Below are 19,312 nucleotides of genomic sequence, written 5' to 3'. Positions count from 1 at the left end.
CTCCCAAACCCCCCACCCCCGTTCCCCCCCCCCCCCGCGGCCCCGTTGCGGGCGCCGTAAAACTAAAACTCTCAGCCACACACCCCCCGCTAACCCGGCTAAAATCCCCCGGGCGGGCGGTTGCCCCCCCCACGACTGACCCTCATCGAATTGTAAACGGTTCGACTGCGGCATAGACCGCGTCCGGTACCCCCACCTTTAACAGTTCCATGTTCCGGGTGAGGCTCGAGGGCTTGGCCGTGCCGATCAGAACGTTGGCGACGACCGGCTCCCGCAACGGGAATTGCATTGCCGCAGCGGCGAGCGGAATTGAATTAGCTTCTGCAATTTTCTGCATGGCGCGAACGCGACCGAGAATATCGTCTGAGGCAGGACCATAGTCGAAATTCGCGCCCGGAACCGGCCCCGTTGCGAGAATGCCGGAATTGAAGACACCGCCGATCACCAGCGAAATCTGTTGTTTACGACAGACTTCGAGCAATCCACGCTCTGCGGAGCGATCCAACAGTGAATAACGGCCTGCAAGCAGGATGCAGTCAATCGGGTGCCTGGCGATCACGTCGAGACAGACTTCCACCTCGTTGACACCGAGACCACAAGCCGAGATCGCGCCTGATGATTTCAGTTCGTCCAGTGCGCGCATGCCGCTGTCCAGCAATTGCGCCAGATAGATCGTGTTCTTTTCTGCGCCGTGCGTATAGACGCCAATATCGTGAACATAGAGTATGTCGATCTTGTTCAGGCCAAGCCGTGCATAACTGAACTCAAACGAACGCATGATCCCGTCATAACTGTAATCGTAGTCAACCGTGAAGGGCAGCGGATTGACGTAGGAATAATCCGGAATCTGATCGTCCGGTACGGGGCGCAGAAGACGACCGACCTTAGTGGAAAGCACATAGGTCTGACGCGGCTTGCTGCGCAGAAAATCGCCGGTCCGCCGTTCGGATAGACCGAAGCCGTAAAAGGGCGCGGTGTCGAAATAACGCATTCCCGCATCCCACGCCGCCTGCAACGTTTCCATCGCGGCTTCCTGAGGACATTCCCGGTACAATCCGCCGATCGCCGCGCCACCAAATCCGAATTGCGTTACTGCGAGCGGCGTCTTGCCTATTGTGCAGATATCCACGGTTGTTCTCCTAGAATTTTTTCCAGCTATTTCTTGCGCAACGCGTCTGCCAGAGCTGCGCCGAAAGCGCCTTGTGGCGAAGGTTGCGCCTTCTGGCCGCCTGACGCTGGAGCAGGGGTGCGCGATGGCTTGTCGACGGGACGGGGACTGCGTGACGACTCGCTTCCCCCACCATCCTTGCGCATTGTCAGGCTGATGCGGTTGCGTTTGGGATCAACATCGACAACGCGTACTTTGACGACATCCCCAGCCTTGACGACTTCGTGTGCGTCTTTGACAAAGCGATCCGCCAGTTGCGACAAGTGAACAAGGCCGTCCTGGTGCACGCCGATATCGACGAACGCACCGAAGGCGGCAACATTGGTAACCGTTCCCTCCAAGAGCATTCCGGGCTTCAAATCCTTTATGTTGTCGATGCCGTCGGCAAACGACGCAGTTTTGAATTCCGGCCGGGGATCTCGGCCAGGCTTTTCCAGTTCTGCAATGATATCCCGCACTGTCGGCAGGCCAAAGCGCTCGTCGACAAAGACGCGGGGATCAAGCGCCTTCAATGCGCTGCTGTCGTTCATCAGTGACCTCACATCGCGGCCGCAAGCGCTGACGATCTTCTTGGCAACACCATAGGCCTCCGGATGCACCGCGGACGCATCCAGCGGTTCGGTGCCGTCGGGAATGCGCAGGAAGCCGGCGCATTGTTCAAAGGCGCGTGGCCCGAGGCGTGCGACTTTCAGGAGGTCGCGACGGGTTTTGAATGGGCCAACATCGTCGCGATAGGCGATAATCGCTTCAGCAAGTGACGTCCCGAGGCCGGAAATCCGCGCGAGCAAAGAAGCCGAAGCGGTGTTAAGATCAACACCCACGGCATTCACCGCATCTTCGACGACGCCTTCGAGCGAACGCGCAAGACGGTACTGGTCGACATCGTGCTGGTACTGGCCGACGCCGATGGATTTTGGCTCAATCTTGACGAGTTCCGCCAGCGGATCCTGCAAGCGGCGGGCAATGGAGACAGCACCGCGAAGCGACACGTCGAGCCCGGGGAATTCGGCAGCCGCAGTGGCCGATGCGGAATAGACCGAAGCTCCGGCTTCACTGACGATCACTTTCAGCGGTTTGGGCGCTGGCATGTCCGTCAACATATCGGCGACGAGACGTTCGGTCTCGCGGCTACCTGTACCGTTGCCAATCGCGATGAGTTCGATCTTGTGTTTGAAGACGAGCTTTGCCAGCTCGGCCTGTGTTCCGCGCACATCGTTGCGCGGAGGGAAGGGATAAACTGTTGCGGTATCCAGCAGTTTGCCTGTGCCGTCGATGACAGCAACCTTCACGCCTGTACGAATGCCTGGATCGAGACCCATTGTTGCGCGCGAGCCTGCAGGCGCCGCCAACAGCAAATCCTTCAGATTGCGGGCGAAGACGTGGATTGCTTCTTCCTCGGCACGTTCACGCAATGCAGTCATAAGATCGACGGAGAGATTGAGTGACAGGCGAATGCGCCATGTCCAGCGTACCACTTCCATCAACCAGTTGTCAGCCGCAGTGCCATTGGCGTGGACTGAATAGGCGTCGGCGATCATTCGCTCGACTGGTTTAGTCGCGGCGGTATCTTCAGCGTCGACCTCGAGGTCGAGCGACAGCACCTCTTCGTTGCGGCCCCGGAGCATAGCCAGAGCTCGGTGGCTCGGCACGATTGCCCAGCGCTCAAAGTGATTGAAGTAGTCGGAAAACTTCGCTCCGACCTCCTGTTTGCCGTCTACTACTTTGGCACGGAGAACCGCACGATCCTGCATGTACTTGCGCAAACGACCGACGAGTTCGGCATTCTCCGAAAAGGTCTCGACAAGAATATCCCGGGCCCCGTCGAGCGCGGCTTTCACATCGGGAACGTCGTCGTTCAGGAAACTCTTGGCCAGCTCGGAAGGAATGGTACGCCGGTCTGACAAGATTGTTTCTGCCAGTGGACCAAGCCCGCGTTCGCGGGCAATCTCGGCCTTTGTTCGCCGCTTGGGCTTGTAGGGCAGATAAATATCCTCCAGCTCCGCCTTGGTGACTGCGCCGGCAATCTTGCCTTCAAGATCGTCGGTCAGCTTGCCCTGGCTGCGGATGGACTCGATGATCGTGTCACGGCGCGCATCGAGTTCGCGCAGGTAGATGAGCCGTTCGTCGAGCGTGCGCAGCTGCGTATCGTCGAGCCCGCCCGTAACTTCCTTGCGATAGCGGGCAATGAAAGGGACGGTTGCTCCGCCATCGAGAAGTTCTATCGCCGCATTGGCTTGTTCGGGCCGCGCGTGTATCTCGGTGGCGATGAGACGAGCGATACGGGCGGTATTGGCGGCACTGACAGTCACGAGGCATTCCCATAAATCATGATCGGGCGGCGACCATAGGACCGCCCGCGCATGACCGCAATCGCTTCGAGGCTGAGAGTTACGTCTTTTTCAACAGCGATTTGGCTTCCTTGATACCGAGCGCCTCGGGCCGTGAGCAATCTGTCTTGATGTCGATGAACTTCTTCTCCTCACCGGAGCGGAGAATGGAGACCATCACATCGACCCCGTGCAAGGCACGCTCCAGCGAACAGCGTATGTCGCGCCCCTGCAGGATTGCGACGGCCATGTCGGCAAGTCCGGCTGTGCGGTAATTGGCCATCATGCCGGCGGGATGCTTTTGGTTGGGTGTACCGAAAGGATGCGCCCAGGGCTTGGCCGGTTTGGCCTTCTTTCCTGGCTTTGCCAACTTGACCTCTCCGCCGAAGAAGTTCGGATCTGGCAGGAAGATCGAGCCGTCAGTGCCGTAAAGCTCCATGTTGGGATGATGGTGAGCCCAGACATCCCAACTGGCTGACAGGGTCACCGAAGCGCCGCTTTCGAATTCAAGCAGAGCTTGGATTGTCGTTGGCGTCGTCACCTTTATTGTCTCGCCCCTGCGTGGTTCGCTGGAGATTGTGCGCGTTGGCGTGGCCATCGAAGTCAGGGCTGCGACGCGCCGCACCGGGCCGATGAGGTTGATCAGATTGGCGATGTAGTACGGACCGAGATCGAGGATGGGGCCGCCACCCGGACGGAAGAAAAAGTCAGGATTTGGATGCCAGTGCTCCATGCCGTGGCTCATAACGTGTGCCGTGCCCGAAGTGATGGTGCCGACCTGTCCATCATCGATCAGTTTGCGTGCCAATTGGTGCGCGCCGCCGAGATAAGTGTCGGGCGCGCAACCTGCTTTCAGGTTTTTCTTTGCGGCGAGCCTTTGCAATTCCAGCCCGTCCTTCAGCGATAGCGTTAGCGGCTTTTCTGAATAAAGATGTTTGCCGGCGGAGAGGATTTGCTTCGAGACGTCAAAGTGCGCGTCCGGTACGGTCAGGTTGACTACGAGATCGATATCGTCGCTGGAAAGCAGGCCATCAATAGTGCGCGCCTCGATTCCATATTCGGAAGCGCGAGCGGTGGCTGCAGTGTTGTTGATGTCGGCGATGGCGCGTATTTCAATACCCTTGAAGAGAGGGGCTAGTCGCAAATAGGTCGCTGAGATATTGCCGGCGCCAATGATGCCGATGCCTAATGTCTTGGCCATGTCGGTTTCTTTCTTCAGAACGCTTTCAGGGTACCGATGGAGCGGCGGGCGAATCGCTCATCGTCCGATGGATTGTCATGTTCCATGATGAAGTACTGCGCCGGCGTATCTCTGAGTGTTGATGTCAGCGCCTTCCAGTCGACAGTTCCATACCCTACGTCAGCCCAGCCATCCTCGTTGGTATTCTGGCCCGGAACAGCGATATCCTTGACATGCACGGCACTGATGCGTGAGCCATAGCTCTCGATCCACTGGAACGGATCGGCGCTGGCACGGATGATCCAGGCAATGTCAGCTTCCCATGAAATGCTGGGTGCTGCGTCGAAGATCAGTTTTTGCGGAATAGAGCCATCGGGCAGCGCCTTGAACTCGAAGTCGTGATTGTGCCAGCCGAAAATATATCCGGCTTTGCTGTAGGTGGCATATGCCGCTTCCAGCCGCTCGCCGAAGGTTGACCAGCCCGCCGCATCCTTTGGGCGAAGGTCCAAGGCGAGGTGCGGACAATAGATAGCCTTGATGCCAAGCGTACCTGCAATATCGAGGACCTTTTGCTGTTCTTTTTCCAGAAGGTCGATGCTGAAATGGCCCGAAGGCATTATCAGCCCATTGGCATCAAGTGCGGCTCTCGTTGCCTTAGGGTCGGCATAAACGCCGCCATAGCCTTCTACCTGCGCATAACCATTGCGTCTCAACATTTCGAGCGTCTGGTCGAGTGGTGGAAAATTGCGAGAGCTGTAGAGCTGATAGGAAAAGTCGGTCACTTCATTTCTCCATGATGCTTGGGAAGTTCAAAGGCGATTTTCTGTTCCGGCGTCGAAGAGCGAGGCCATGGCGGGATTGAATGTCAGGAATACCTTTTCACCGGGCTGGTAGCGCCTGCCGGAATCGACGCGAACCGAGATGGCTTTTCCTGCTACCTTCAACCAGACGAGGCTGTCGGCGCCCATTGGCTCATCGAGATCCACGACTGCCTCGCAGGAGCGGCCCGCGGGACCGGACTGGTCACTGATAGCGATGTGTTCCGGTCGGAAGCCGAAAATGACGGAATGGCCGGATGCGAGTTTGTCCTGTGCAGCGTAGTCGGCGAGTGACACCTTGAGATCGGCTGCCTTGAACACCGGTTTGCCGTTGTCGGTCGCAATCTCGCCTTTGACGAAGTTCATGGCGGGTGAGCCGATGAAGCTTGCGACAAAGAGGTTACGCGGCTTGTTATAGATCGTCAGCGGATCATCAAGCTGCTGGATCAGGCCACCCTTCATGACCGCAATGCGATCCGCCAAGGTCAAGGCCTCGATCTGGTCATGGGTGACGTAGATCATTGTATTGGCGAGTTTGTGGTGCAGCCGCTTGATCTCGACGCGGAGTTCCGAGCGCAACTTCGCATCAAGATTAGAAAGAGGCTCATCGAAAAGGAACACGTCGACATCGCGTACCAATGCGCGACCGATGGCAACGCGCTGCCGTTGGCCACCGGACAATTCGGCAGGCTTTCGTTGTAGCAGTGGCCCGATCTGCAGGATTTCAGCCGCATGCGCGATGCGTTTCTGGATTTCCGCAGCGGGCAGCCCAGCCACGCGCAACCCGAATGAAAGGTTCTTCTCGACAGTCATTTGCGGGTAGAGCGCATAGGACTGGAACACCATGCCTATACCGCGATCCTTGGGCTCCTCCCACGTCACATTTTTGCCCTTGATGAAAATTTGTCCGTCGGAGATTTCGAGCAGTCCGGCGATGCAATTCAGCAAAGTGGATTTTCCGCAACCGGACGGCCCGAGAAGCACGAGAAATTCGCCGTCTGCGACCTCGATATTGAGGTTTTTCAAAACGCTGATCGAGCCGAAATTGAGCGAGAGATCCTTGATTGAAACACTGTGCACTGAGGTCACCCTTTTACGGCGCCAGCGGCGATGCCTCTGACGAAATACTTGCCTGAAAAGAAATAAACGAGGAGCGGCACTGCACCGGTGAGAATGGTCGCGGCCATGTTGACGTTGTATTCCTTCACCCCTTGCGTCGAGTTGACGATGTTATTGAGCTGAACGGTCATCGGGAAATTCTTGGTGCCGGCAAAGATCACGCCGAAGAGGAAGTCGTTCCAGATGCCGGTCACCTGGAGGATCACTGCGACGACGAAAATCGGTAGGGACATCGGCAGCATGATCTGCAGGAAGATGCGCCAGAACCCGGCTCCGTCCACGCGTGCTGCCTTGAACAGCTCTGGCGGCAGGGAAACGAAATAATTGCGGAAGAGGAGGGTAAGGATCGGCATGCCGAAGATGGTATGGATGACGATGACACCCGTCAGAGTTCCGAAGATGCCGAGTTGTCGCGTGATGATGACGAGGGGATAGAGCATCACCTGATAGGGGATAAAGGCGCCGAAAATCAGCGCCGTGAAGAACAGCTCCGAGCCTTTGAAGCGCCAGTTGGAGAGGGCATAGCCATTCACCGAAGCGATGATGATCGAGAAGATCACACTTGGGACCAGGATCTTCATCGAGTTGAAGAAGCCGACCTTGATACCTTCGCAGTAAAGACCCGTGCAAGCACTGTTCCACGCCGTCGCCCAAGGTTGGAAGGTGACCTCGACCGGCGGCGAGAAGATGTTGCCCAGTCGTATCTCGGGCATACCCTTCAGTGAAGTCATGACCATCACATAGAGGGGAATGAGGTAGTAAATGGCTGCAACAAGGAGCGCTGAATAAATCATGATCGATGTCGGTGACAGGAAACGCTTGGGGCGACTTCCTCGCGGTTCGGTACTGGAGAGGCTTGAGCTCATTTCGAGACTTCTCCCTTGCGATACCGGGGTCGGAATTCCAGTAGCGCCCAAGGCACGAGGATAATCAGCACTGTGGTGAGCATTATCGTCGAGGCGGCGAGGCCCTGACCCAGATTGCCGCGCGAGAACATCAGGTCGTAGACGTATTTCGCGGGGACCTCCGACGATATGCCTGGCCCGCCATTTGTCAGGGCGACGACGAGATCATAGACCTTGACGATAGTCGCCGAAATGATGACGAGCGTGGTGATGAAGACAGGTCGCATCATCGGAATGACAATAAAAAGATAGGTCTTCCACGCCGGTATCCCGTCAACGCGCGCTGCTTTCCAGATTTCATCGTCAATGTTGCGCAGACCCGCGAGCATCAGTGCCATGACAAGGCCTGTGCCCTGCCACAGACCCGCAATCACAATGGCATAGATGGCAAAACGGCCATCAGTCAGGATAGGGAAATTGAAGGTTTCAAAACCGAGGTCTCGAACGACCTTTTGCACGCCATAGGCCGGAGTGAGTATCCACTGCCAGACAAGGCCGGTAACGATGAACGATAGAGCGTGCGGGTAGAGAAATATGGTGCGGAAGGTATTTTCGAAGCGGATTTTCTGATCCATCAGGGCGGCGAGGATAAATCCGAGTACCAGCGAAAAGCTCAAAGACAAAACACCAAAGATGGCAAGGTTCTTCAGGGAAACGGTCCAGCGCGACGTCCGGAAAAGCCGCACATATTGATCCATCCCGACGAAATCCAGCGTTGGCAGTGAACGCGAGGATGTGAAGGAATAAACGACGGTCCACAATGTGCAGCCGATGAAGACAACAAGCACCGTGACGATCATCGGCACCGCCGCGATTTTGGCATTCAGATTGCGTAAGGGGGCAAACGGGCGCCGGCTCCCAGCCATCGAAGTCTCCAGTCCTGTCACTGGATGCCGGACCCGAGAGACCGGCACCGCTGCTACGGTGGTTGTTCGCGCTATTTGGCTTCGCCGATGATCTCGACGTAGCGGGCCTGCGCATCCTCCACCGTCATGTTCTTGTCGGCGAAGAACTCCGTCGTCAGATCTTCGATCTGGCCTTGCGTATCGGAGGAGAAAGCCTGTTCGTATGAAGGCAGCACATTGTTGTTGTCCGCCAATATCTTGATGCCTTTCTGCATGCATGCATTGGCTGTTTGCATGTCGACGTCGCCACGGATGGGCAGGGAGCCCTTGGCGAGATTGAATGCAACCTGCGTCTCCTTGGAGACAAGCATGCTTGCAAGCTTCAGTTGGGCTTTTGTGATCTCGGGGTTCGCGTTTTTCGGGAAATAGAAGGCGTCGCCTCCAGTATCGAGGACGGGATGAACACCGAGGCCCGGGAGGCAGTCATAGTCTGTGCCCGCAACCTTTCCGGCCACACCGAATTCGCCCTGTGCCCAATCGCCCATGATTTGGCCGGCGGCTTTTCCCGTTAGAACGAGAGACGTCGCTTCGTTCCACTGCCGTCCGACGTAGCCGGGGTCAGCAAGGTCTCGCGCGTCGGCAAAAGCCTGCCAAACGGCTTTCATTTCGGGACTGCCGGCGGCTTCGGTGCTCTTTTCATCCATGATCTTGAGATAAAGGTCCTTGCCGCCAAGGTTGGCCAGCATCACGCGGAATACGCCGTCGATCTGCCACGCATCACCGGTCGCAAGCGGGATGATGCCTTTTTCCTTCAGCTTGGGTGCTGCAGCGACGAATTCGTTCCAGTTTGTGGGGACCACGGCGCCGGCTTCCTTGAACGCGTTGGGATTGATCCACATCCATTGCCAGGAGTGTATATTGACCGGAACGCAATAAATCTTGCCCTCATATTTGCAGGCATCGAGCAGCTTGGCGGGGCGAATGAAATCGGCCCAACCTTCTTTGGTAGCAAGCTCGGTCAGGTCCGTCATCAAGCCGGCCTTGACCAGATCTTCGGCATCGCGGCCGGTATTCAACTGGGTGGCACCCATTGGATTTCCGCCAAGAATGCGACTGACGATGATTGGGCGGGCTGTGCTGCCGCTGCCGGCGATCGCGCCGTCCACCCATTTGTCGCCGCCCAATTTGTCATAGGATTCGGCTAGAACCTTGGCAGCTGCCGCTTCACCGCCAGAAGTCCACCAGTGGGTGACTTCCAAGTCAGCGGCACCAGCCTGGCTAGCTGCGAAAAGAAATGTCGACGTGGCAAGAGCGGTCAAGACAGAACGGTAACGCATCGTATCCTCCCAAATCTGAAACGTTACAGGTAGGCTAATGTAAAGAGCCATCAAGTGCAATCGCCGAAAGCCAATTTTTTCGAGATTGATGTTGCGGATTTGTTGATTGGCCAAATAATGCTGCAAATTCAGAGTAGTAAACAATTGTGACTACGCTGTGCGATTGCCAAGTGGCGGCAATATCGTCTAGGATCACGTTGTGCCACCAGTCAAAAAATTTCGGACTGCAGTATTTTTTGTAAAACGATACAGATACCGTCAAAGGAAGGCTTGGATAGCCGATTGAATATGAAGACGACAGAAGGCGATCAGAAACCGGTAAGCGGTATGGCCGAACCCGTTGAGGGCGAGAGGCCGACGTTGAAGACGATTGCCTTCATGGCAGGCCTTGGTGTCACCACTGTTTCGCGTGCGCTGAAGGATGCGCCGGAAATTGGCCAGGCGACCAAGAACCGGGTTCAGCTGATCGCCAAGCAGATTGGATACCGGCCCAACCGTGCCGGTGTGCGTCTTCGCACCGGCAAGACCAATGTCATCAGCCTCGTGCTCAATGCTCAGTCGGAGATCATGGGACTTACCTCCAACATGGTCTATGGAATTTCCGAAGTGCTTTCGGAGACGCCCTACCATCTGACCGTCACGCCCTATTCGGTGAAAAATGACCCAATGCAGCCGATACGCTACATCGTCGAAACAGGCTCGGCGGACGGGATCATCATGTCACGTACGGAGCCGAATGACGCGCGCGTCCGCTACCTCACCGAACATGGCATTCCGTTCGCTACACATGGTCGAACAGAGATGGGCATTGAGCATCCGTTCCACGATTTCGACAACGAGACCTTCGCCTATCTCTCGGTGAAGAGCTTGTTGGCGAGGGGACGTCGCAGGATCGCCATGCTTGCGGGCCCGTCGCCTTCGGTCACTTACTACCGGCATCTCCATCGGGGTTTCTCGCGTGCGGTGGAGGAGGGAGGCGCGAGTACGGTTGCTGTGTCCGATATTGATGTCGATACCTCGCTGGGCCGTATGCGGAACCGGATGGAGGAGATCATGTCGGCCTCAAACGGCCCCGACGGCATTGTCTGCTGTAGTGGCAGCGCGGCCATTGCGCTGGTTGCAGGTATTGAAGCCGCTGGACTGAAGATTGGCGGCGATGTCGACCTTGTCTCGAAGCAGTCGACCGATGTGCTGCAATGGTTCCGCCCGCAAATCATCGTGTTCAATGAGGATGTTCGCCATGCCGGGCGTGAACTGGCGCGAGCAGTGTTGCGAAGGATAGCCGGGGTCGATGCGCGGGAACTGCAGAGTCTCAGTTACCCTGATGAACACGATCTGCGCTCGTGAAGTGTCACCGATCGTTCAGGCTTCTTCCAGGCATAGCTCGAATGTGATGCAGACGGGGTTTTCACCGCGAAGGAGCTCCCCGCGTGTGACATTGCCCTCGGTGTCGACCATAACGATATCAACACGTGTTCGGGTTGACTGGTGTGTTACGAAGCCCTGGGTAACGAAGACTTCGGTTGCGATATCGTCTACTCTTGAACCATCCGCATAGCGTGCGCCGATGAGGCTGCCTATGCCACCGCGCAATATTGCTGCTGCGAAGCCATGTTTCCGGCAGATAGCCTCCAGGGCAAGGATGATGTCCTCATTTGGACCAACACGCGCGATCACCGTGCGCGGACCATTGTTGGCGGTAATTGCCGTTTTTAAAGGTACCGGATGAAAGAGCGTGAAGGCGGTCTCTTCATCGGGCTCCGAAACCATTCGCACCTCTTCGACACCCCAGGCAATTGCATGCATGGGCCGGCTGATGATCGTTTCCTGCGGTAGGACATGCCCAGCACCGCGCCTGCCGTCTTGTTCGGTCCAGATGGCATGGCAATGGATAAAGGCGGCACCGTCACGCTCGCCAAAGGTGACATTACCATTCTCAAATCGCGTTTCGCCAGCCGGTGAGAATATGTCGCTGTACCAGGCAGCGTGATGCTCGTCAGTCGCAAGAGCCGGCATAAGATAGTGGAATGGATTGAAAGCCCCGCCGGTAAGAACAAGTGAAGCCGCTGTAACGCCGGCCGCCCGAAGCGGCCTGGCAATGGCGTCATTAATGCTTTGGCCAGGTTCAAGAGTGAATTCCAGGCGTCGGCCGACGCCCTCAAAACTCTCGAAGCGGGTAAATTTTGGAGGCCCAGGTTGCCGTAAAGATCGTTCAGACACCGGTCACCGCCGAAGGCCATCGCAGGATGAGTAGCATATTAATTCCAAATTCCGTTCACAGGGTGCCAAGTTGTGGCATAGTTCCACAAACGAATAAAATGATCCACAATATGGATCAATAAGAGGAATTGGGATGGAGCAAGAGGTCAGACCGATAACAGGTCTCAATGGTTCGCAAAGCGTCGACAGGGCGCTCGGTCTCTTGAGCCTTGTCAGCTATTCCGGCGATGACGGCAGCACCCTGACTGATATCGTGGAACAAAGCGGCCTCAACAAACCAACTGCGCGTCGTTTACTTCTGGCGCTCATACGCTCGGGCCTGCTGGAACAGGACACTTTGACCCGACGATACTATCTTGGTCAGGAAGCTTACGTACTTGGCACCCTCGCGACACGGCGTTACGGCCTTTTACAGATATCCCGCGACAGCCTTGGTTTTCTGTCGGCGAAAACGCAGGACACCAGCTTCCTTTCCATCCAGCGCGATAGCTACGCCGTTTGTCTGCATCGCGAGGAAGGCACCTATCCGATTCGCACCCATGCATTGCAGGCTGGCTATCGCCACCCCTTGGGTGTGGGCGCCGGGTCACTGGCGATCCTGGCTGCGATGCCGGATGACGAGGTTGAAGCAATTTTAGCCGTGAACGAAGCCACCCTCCTGGCCGACTATCCAAATCTTTATCCCGACCGCATTCGCGCTGACGTTGCAGCGGCGCGGGAAAACGGCTTTGCCCTCAATCCCGGGCTTATTCTCACCAATTCCTGGGGCATCGGCCTCGCCATTCGCTATCCGGATGGGCGACCAGCCGGCGCCCTTAGCATTGCGGCGATCGACAGCCGCATGCAGCCTGCACGTCAAGCGGAGCTCGCTGTTTTTATGGAAGGTGAGACCAGAAAAATCGAAGCGAGACTGGCCCATCTCCAACCTCCCAATGATCGGCCAAAACGGCCTTACGCTTCGAAGGTGGCGCCATGACTGCGAAACATGGATTGGTTGTCGAACCCATGTCCAAGCGGGTGATGAATCTCTACGGATTTCTCGCCCAATCGGCACACCGCTTTCCGAAGGAGATTGCACTTGTCTGGGGCGAAAAAAAATGGACATGGGCGCAACTGCAGCGCCGTGTCAACGCCATGGCCGCAGCGTTGCAAAAAGAATTCGGCGTGGTCAAGGGCGACCGGATTCTCATTCAATCACAGAATTGCAACCAGATGTTCGAATCCATGTTCGCCTGTTTCCAACTTGGAGCGGTGTGGGTTCCGACTAATTTCAGGCAGACATCCGATGAAGTGGCCTATCTGGCGGCAACAAGCGGCGCAAAAGGTATGATTTGCGAGCGTTCATTTCCAGCGCATGTCGAAGCCTGCCGGCAAACGTGCGGGGAGATGGAATTCGTCATCGCGATCGGAAAAACCGATTTTGCTGAGGATTACGACGATATCGTAGATCGGTTCGATAGTGAAACGGCGCCAGCTGCCCCTGTGGATCATGATGATCCGTGCTGGTTCTTTTTCACCTCTGGCACCACTGGCCGGCCAAAGGCTGCCGTGCTGACCCACGGTCAGATGGCATTCGTCGTAACCAATCATTTGTGCGACTTGATGCCGGGCACGACACATCACGATGCCTCGCTCGTGGTCGCCCCCTTGTCTCACGGCGCGGGGATTCATCAGCTGACGCAGGTTGCTAGAGGTGCAAAAACTATTCTGCTGCCAACAGAGAAGCTTGATGTTGCCGAAGCCTGGCGGCTTGTCGCAAAATGGCGCGTGAGCAACATGTTTACCGTGCCGACGATCCTTAAAATGCTGATCGAACATCCCGCTGTACAGGAGCAGGATCATTCGTCATTGCGTTATGTAATCTATGCGGGCGCACCCATGTACCGGACCGATCAGATCAATGCCCTGAAGACGCTGGGGCGGGTGATCGTGCAGTATTTTGGACTGGGAGAGGTGACCGGCAATATTACTGTGTTACCGGCCGCCGAGCACCACTTGGAACACAGCGAAGATACGCGCCCGGGCACCTGCGGTTATGCGCGCACCGCAATGCAAATATCGATCCAGGATGATAACGGAAATGAAGTTCCGTCCGGCGTAACCGGCGAGATTTGCGTGATCGGTCCAGCCGTTTTCGCCGGCTACTACAATAATCCGGAGGCCAATGCGAAAGCGTTTCGCAATGGCTGGTTCCGCACCGGCGATCTCGGACACATGGATGAGACGGGATTTCTCTTCATCACGGGACGGGCCTCGGACATGTATATTTCTGGCGGCTCCAACATTTATCCGCGGGAGATCGAGGAGAAGATGTTGACGCATCCGGACATCCGCGAAGTGGCGTTACTGGGTATTCCGGATCCGGTGTGGGGCGAGGTCGGTCTTGCTGTCTGTGTTGCTCGCCCCGGTACTGCGCCGGAATCCGAAGAGATCATTGCCTGGCTTGGCGACAAGATAGCTCGCTACAAAATACCGAAGCGGCTCGTGTTCTGGCCGGAGATGCCGAAATCCGCCTATGGCAAGGTCGCCAAGAAACTGATCCGGGAAGAGCTCATCAAGCGCCGCGAACTCGATGAACCGGCGGAACAGTAATCAGCAGAGCGTATTTTTCCTTTAGGAACCATCGATTTTATTGCGTTGCAGCAAATTGGTTGCATTGCAACAAAACTTCCGTACTCTTGCAAGGATCGGGAGGAGCCACTGTTTGCAAAGGATGCCAGCATGCTCCAGGTTGTAATTCTCATATGCTCAACAAGTCTGTCGCCGATGGATTGCCAATCGAACACGGCGCTGGATGTGATTTACGGGCCACAGACCAGCAACGCCATGATGTGCGGGATGCAGGGACAGGCTTTCGTGGCACGCACAGCCATTGTCGGACGTTCGCCTAACGAGTTCATCAAAATCAGATGCTCCCCGTTGAAGCCAATCAAAGCTGCTCTGCGACAATAGCATTCGATGCGCGTGCCTCAGCCGGTGTCCCTGTTGACGTTGAGGATTTCGCGCTTGCCGACATGATTGGCAGGGCCAACCAGCCCTTCCTTTTCCATCCGCTCGACCAGGGAAGCGGCGCGATTGTAGCCGATCTGCAGCCGTCTCTGGATGTATGAGGTCGAGCATTTTTTGTCACGCAGGATGACCTTGACCGCCTGATCGTAGAGCTCGTTACCATCTTCTGCGGCCATGGCGCCCTTGTCGAAGACTGCGCTATCGTCAGTATCCGCGTCGTCTTCCTCGCTTTCGTCGGCCGTCACGGTATCGAGATAGTCAGGCTGCCCTTGAGTCTTCAGATGCGCAACGACCTTTTCGACTTCTTCGTCTGAAACGAAAGGCCCATGGACGCGCGAAATACGGCCGCCACCGACCATATGCAACATGTCGCCCTGGCCAAGCAGCTGCTCAGCACCCTGCTCGCCGAGAATGGTGCGACTGTCGATCTTGGATGTGACCTGAAACGAGATGCGGGTCGGGAAGTTCGCCTTGATGGTTCCGGTGATCACATCGACCGATGGACGTTGAGTCGCCATGATGAGATGGATGCCGGCGGCACGCGCCATCTGGGCGAGGCGCTGGATCGCTCCTTCGATATCCTTGCCTGCCACCATCATCAGGTCGGCCATTTCATCGACAATGATGACGATATACGGCATCGGCGTGAGGTCCATCGCCTCCTGCTGGTATTGCGCTTCGCCGGTCCCCTTGTCGAAGCCGGTTTGCACGGTGCACATCACCGTCTCGCCCTTCTCCTTCGCGCTGACAATGCGGGCGTTGAAACCATCGATGTTACGCACGCCGAGCTTTGACATTTTTCTGTAGCGGTCTTCCATCTCGCGCACAGCCCATTTTAGAGCCATGACTGCCTTCTTTGGATCAGTGACGACCGGGGTAAGAAGATGCGGGATGCCGTCATAGATGGACAGTTCAAGCATTTTTGGGTCGACCATGATCAGACGGCACTCGTCCGGAGTCAGTCGGTAGAGCAGCGATAGAATCATCGTATTGATGGCGACTGATTTCCCGGAGCCGGTCGTACCGGCTACGAGCAGATGCGGCATCTTGGCGAGTTCGGCAATCACAGGCTCACCACCAATGGTCTTGCCAAGGCAAAGTGCGAGTTTGAATCTGGTCTTGTCGAAATTCTCGGATGCGACCATCTCGCGAAGGTAGACTGTCTCTCGCGTCGTATTGGGCAATTCGATACCGATGACGTTGCGTCCGGGAACAACAGCCACACGAGCGGACAGCGCCGACATGGAGCGGGCGATATCGTCGGCAAGACCGATAACACGCGAGGATTTCACACCCGGTGCCGGTTCGAATTCATAGAGCGTGACGACAGGGCCGGGACGCACATGGATGATCTCGCCGCGAATGCCGAAATCTTCCAGTACGCTTTCAAGAAGCCCGGCGTTCTGCTCGAGCGTTTCCTGCGAAATGGTAACGACATCATGCGTGACCGTTTCTTGCAACAGGGCTATCGGAGGCTTTTCGTAAGTGCCGCGCGGGACCGGAAAAATGCGTGGTTTAACGGGATTCGCTATCGCAATCTGCCGTGGAGGGAGCGGGGCTTGGACCGGGGCAATTTCTCGGCGTCTGGTGATGGTGAGCTGGGGAGTGACAGCGGGAACAGGTTCGGGAATTGCGTTCAAACCTGCATCAACGGTATCGCTCTCCCCCAGTCGCTGTTCAGGCGTCGGCGCCGCATGGTGGTTCACCTCCACGCGCACTGCGTCGAGTGGTGGCGACATGAGCGGCGGTTTTAGTGTCGTAAAGGGCTCCACCACGCGGAAGCGGGCCGTGACTTCGTCTGGGCTGAATCTGGGCATTGGTCTGACAGGGGAAGCAGCTGCAACTAATGCAATCCCCCCTATAAAGTCAGCGGATTCGAAGAAAGCGTAGTCCGACACATAAGCCAATGGCGAGCGTTCGGGCGCCGGAGTTTTGATGTTCGTGTGGGCCTCGGCAACAGTGGGGCCTTGCGGCACGACAACCGCGAGAGGTTGAGCTGGTATTAGCGTCTGGCCGAAGAGGAGGGACCCTCCGGACTCAGGGTCGCGAACACGCGGGGGTACGACGATTGCTTCCACGTTCCTTGCCGGTTTTGCAGAAGCCGGACGTTTCGCATCCGCCTTCGGTGCCATAGTAACTTCTGTCGGTGCCGGGCCCTTGTTTTTCAAGAGTTCGCTGTCGGGTGTCCGGGTGAAACGGACATTCTCGGATAGTGAAAACATACGCTTCGAAATCGGCGCAAACGATGCGCCTGCATCAAATCCGCCTGGCGGTACTGGTACCGGCGTTGCCGCCGACGCTGACCCGGGTGTCGCAGGAGCGATCGGCCGTTTGACCGTAACGCTCTCATAAAGGGTGCCTGAATTTGCGTTGGTAAGGTCTACCGGACGCGACGGTGGAAGCGGCACGTGGACCAACCCTTCACCGCCGCTGTTTTCAAACTCATATTCATCTGCTTTTACTGGAAAATTTGTTCTGGGGATACGCATGATGCCTGCAGCGGAACGATGTGAGATTACCCAAGGGGTGCTCATCTGAATAGAAAACCAAGGTTAACAACTTGCTACTTTTGGCGAGAGCGTCTCGATTTCATGCGCAAATTGTCTGCCATTCATGCTAGGAACTTACATTCTGTAGTTCACGCAAATTTCACATCAGAAAGCAGTTTGTAATGGCGATCAAATTCGCATTGAAAGATACCACTTCGAAGTCCCCGACCGAGACAAAATCCATCGCATCAAAATCAGCAGAAATGCAGGCATCGGATACCAAGGATGCACCCGATAGCGATCTGTTCGAGCCCAAGCCGGCCGACCAAAAACGCAAAAAGAAGAAGTGGTAAAATAGTGCGGTTGCCCCAATAAATTGGTTAAATTGCGTTAACTATAAAGTTCTTGACGCGACTCGGTCCTTCCCTCAATTTGGTTACGGTTTTTGAGGGTAACAGGCCAAATAGGCGTTACACAGATTTTGCGGTGTTAGTATCGAGCTGCAGCGTTAAATTGTTGTCCAGCGTTACCCTTTTGGTTTTTCTGTCGAATCGGCGCATCATCCCAGAGCGCGGTCAGGCAGTCTATTAACAGGCGCACAGGATCAACACGTGACTTTATTGAATACAGCGCAGACAAACCGGACTGTTGATGCCCAGTTACAAGGCGTTTCATCCCTGCCTGTCGCCTTGCCGGCCGACCGCGCGATCGCGGCGGATGCCGAGATGCTCTCAGCGCAGTTACAGGCGATGCGCAATCGGTTGTTTCCGCCGACTGCCCAGAAGACTTTGCGTAAGTTCACCAGTGGCGAGGCTGCGAAGCTGATTGGTGTATCCGACGGTTATCTGCGGCAGCTCTCGATTGCGGGCGAGGGGCCACAGCCGGAAACTGGAAGCGGCGGTCGCCGGCTTTATACGCTTGCCGAGATCAATGCGCTGCGCCGGCATCTTGCCGAGGCTGGCGGTGCCAAGGCGAAAACGTATCTTCCCCATCGCGATCCAAGCGCAAACGAGCATATGCAGGTTATCGCGGTCACCAATTTCAAGGGCGGCTCTGGCAAGACAACGACGAGTGCACATCTTGCGCAACATCTGGCCATGGCCGGGTTTCGGGTGCTGGCTGTTGATCTTGATCCACAGGCATCGATGTCGGCGCTTTTCGGTTACCAGCCGGAACTCGACCTCACCGGCAATGATACGCTCTATGGCGCAATTCGTTATGATGGCGAACGCAGGCTGCTGCGCGATATCATCTGCAAGACCTATTTCGATGGTCTCGATCTTATCCCTGGTAATCTCGAACTACAGGAATTCGAACACACGACACCGCAAATGCTGGCGGATCGGCAGCATGGCACGCAGAGTGTCGAGCAGCAATTGTTCTTCGCGCGTGTTCAGGCCGCGCTGGATACGGTGGCGGATGATTATGATGTCGTCGTCATCGACTGTCCCCCGCAGCTCGGGTTCCTGACGCTTTCGGCGCTTTGTGCGGCTACATCGGTGCTGGTGACGGTTCATCCGCAGATGCTTGATGTTGCCTCTATGAGCCAGTTCCTGTTCATGACAGCGGATCTTCTCGCCGTCGTGCGCGAAGCGGGCGGCGACCTAAACTTCGATTTCATGCGCTATCTCATTACGCGCTTTGAGCCCAATGATGCGCCTCAGCAACAAATCGCAGGTTTCCTGCGCTCCTTGTTCGGCGAGCGCGTGCTGACGAACTCGGTTGTCAAATCGACGGCTTTCTCGGATGCGGGCCTGACCAAGCAGACGCTTTATGAGGTTTCTCGCGACAGCTTCACTCGCGCTACCTATGACCGCGCGTTTGAATCGCTGACTTCCGTCAACTCTGAAATCCAGGGCCTGATCTTCAAGGCCTGGAACCGGCCGGGGTGAGGG

The 19,312-nt window shown here is 56.3% G+C and carries 15 protein-coding genes; 5 read left to right on the top strand and 10 right to left on the bottom strand.

The features are described 5' to 3' along the window. Positions 1-142 precede the first annotated feature (142 nt). The 8 genes from PHA01_RS25715 to PHA01_RS25680 all read right to left on the bottom strand — a co-directional run bounded on the left by PHA01_RS25715 (position 143) and on the right by PHA01_RS25680 (position 9,699). Positions 143-1,129, bottom strand: coding sequence for an aldo/keto reductase (locus PHA01_RS25715; protein WP_271899122.1), 987 nt, complete (start codon positions 1,127-1,129; stop codon positions 143-145). Between the two features lie 26 nt (positions 1,130-1,155). Then, complete coding sequence (locus tag PHA01_RS25710; protein ID WP_271899121.1) at positions 1,156-3,477, bottom strand: Tex family protein; 2,322 nt, start codon at positions 3,475-3,477, stop codon at positions 1,156-1,158. Between the two features lie 79 nt (positions 3,478-3,556). Beyond that, positions 3,557-4,696 (bottom strand): Gfo/Idh/MocA family protein, encoded by a 1,140-nt coding sequence (locus PHA01_RS25705; RefSeq protein WP_271899120.1) that lies wholly within the window; start codon positions 4,694-4,696, stop codon positions 3,557-3,559. Positions 4,697-4,710: 14 nt separating this feature from the next. Next, positions 4,711-5,457, bottom strand: coding sequence for a sugar phosphate isomerase/epimerase family protein (locus PHA01_RS25700; protein ID WP_271899119.1), 747 nt, complete (start codon positions 5,455-5,457; stop codon positions 4,711-4,713). A gap of 27 nt (positions 5,458-5,484) precedes the next feature. Beyond that, positions 5,485-6,582: an ABC transporter ATP-binding protein gene (locus tag PHA01_RS25695; protein WP_271899118.1), complete on the bottom strand. Its 1,098-nt coding sequence runs from the start codon at positions 6,580-6,582 to the stop codon at positions 5,485-5,487. Beyond that, on the bottom strand, positions 6,579-7,478 hold the full coding sequence (locus PHA01_RS25690) for a carbohydrate ABC transporter permease (RefSeq protein WP_271899117.1): 900 nt from the start codon (positions 7,476-7,478) through the stop codon (positions 6,579-6,581). The genes PHA01_RS25695 and PHA01_RS25690 overlap by 4 nt, the downstream gene beginning before the upstream one ends. After that, complete coding sequence (locus PHA01_RS25685; protein ID WP_271899116.1) at positions 7,475-8,383, bottom strand: carbohydrate ABC transporter permease; 909 nt, start codon at positions 8,381-8,383, stop codon at positions 7,475-7,477. The genes PHA01_RS25690 and PHA01_RS25685 overlap by 4 nt, the downstream gene beginning before the upstream one ends. Positions 8,384-8,454: 71 nt before the next feature. Next, on the bottom strand, positions 8,455-9,699 hold the full coding sequence (locus PHA01_RS25680) for an ABC transporter substrate-binding protein (RefSeq protein ID WP_271899115.1): 1,245 nt from the start codon (positions 9,697-9,699) through the stop codon (positions 8,455-8,457). A gap of 288 nt (positions 9,700-9,987) precedes the next feature. On the opposite strand from PHA01_RS25680, the gene PHA01_RS25675 reads away from it, so the two are divergent. Continuing rightward, positions 9,988-11,046: a LacI family transcriptional regulator gene (locus tag PHA01_RS25675; protein WP_271899114.1), complete on the top strand. Its 1,059-nt coding sequence runs from the start codon at positions 9,988-9,990 to the stop codon at positions 11,044-11,046. Positions 11,047-11,061: 15 nt separating this feature from the next. Here PHA01_RS25675 and PHA01_RS25670 read toward each other — a convergent pair whose 3' ends face one another. After that, the gene (locus tag PHA01_RS25670; protein WP_271899113.1) at positions 11,062-11,919 is read right to left on the bottom strand and encodes a PCC domain-containing protein; all 858 of its coding nucleotides are present in this window, start codon (positions 11,917-11,919) and stop codon (positions 11,062-11,064) included. A gap of 133 nt (positions 11,920-12,052) precedes the next feature. Here PHA01_RS25670 and PHA01_RS25665 point away from each other — a divergent pair, with 133 nt between their 5' ends. Continuing rightward, the gene (locus tag PHA01_RS25665) at positions 12,053-12,895 is read left to right on the top strand and encodes an IclR family transcriptional regulator (protein WP_271899112.1); all 843 of its coding nucleotides are present in this window, start codon (positions 12,053-12,055) and stop codon (positions 12,893-12,895) included. Further along, positions 12,892-14,511 carry an acyl-CoA synthetase gene (locus tag PHA01_RS25660; RefSeq protein WP_271899111.1) on the top strand — a complete coding sequence of 540 codons (1,620 nt, stop codon included), beginning with the start codon at positions 12,892-12,894 and terminating at the stop codon, positions 14,509-14,511. The genes PHA01_RS25665 and PHA01_RS25660 overlap by 4 nt, the downstream gene beginning before the upstream one ends. 377 nt (positions 14,512-14,888) lie before the next feature. Here PHA01_RS25660 and PHA01_RS25655 read toward each other — a convergent pair whose 3' ends face one another. Then, positions 14,889-17,417, bottom strand: coding sequence for a DNA translocase FtsK (locus tag PHA01_RS25655; RefSeq protein ID WP_271899110.1), 2,529 nt, complete (start codon positions 17,415-17,417; stop codon positions 14,889-14,891). A 182-nt stretch (positions 17,418-17,599) separates the two neighbouring features. Here PHA01_RS25655 and PHA01_RS25650 point away from each other — a divergent pair, with 182 nt between their 5' ends. Both PHA01_RS25650 and repA read left to right on the top strand, forming a co-directional pair. Beyond that, positions 17,600-17,770: a hypothetical protein gene (locus PHA01_RS25650; protein WP_271899109.1), complete on the top strand. Its 171-nt coding sequence runs from the start codon at positions 17,600-17,602 to the stop codon at positions 17,768-17,770. 324 nt (positions 17,771-18,094) lie between these two features. Beyond that, positions 18,095-19,309, top strand: coding sequence for a plasmid partitioning protein RepA (gene repA, locus PHA01_RS25645; protein WP_271899129.1), 1,215 nt, complete (start codon positions 18,095-18,097; stop codon positions 19,307-19,309). Positions 19,310-19,312 lie beyond the last annotated feature (3 nt).

This window comes from Candidatus Phyllobacterium onerii (assembly GCF_028331445.1).
Classification (GTDB): Bacteria; Pseudomonadota; Alphaproteobacteria; order Rhizobiales; family Rhizobiaceae; genus Phyllobacterium; species Phyllobacterium onerii.
The sequence above is the reverse complement of the archived record's forward strand: the minus strand, read 5'-3'. Positions and strand labels throughout refer to the sequence as shown.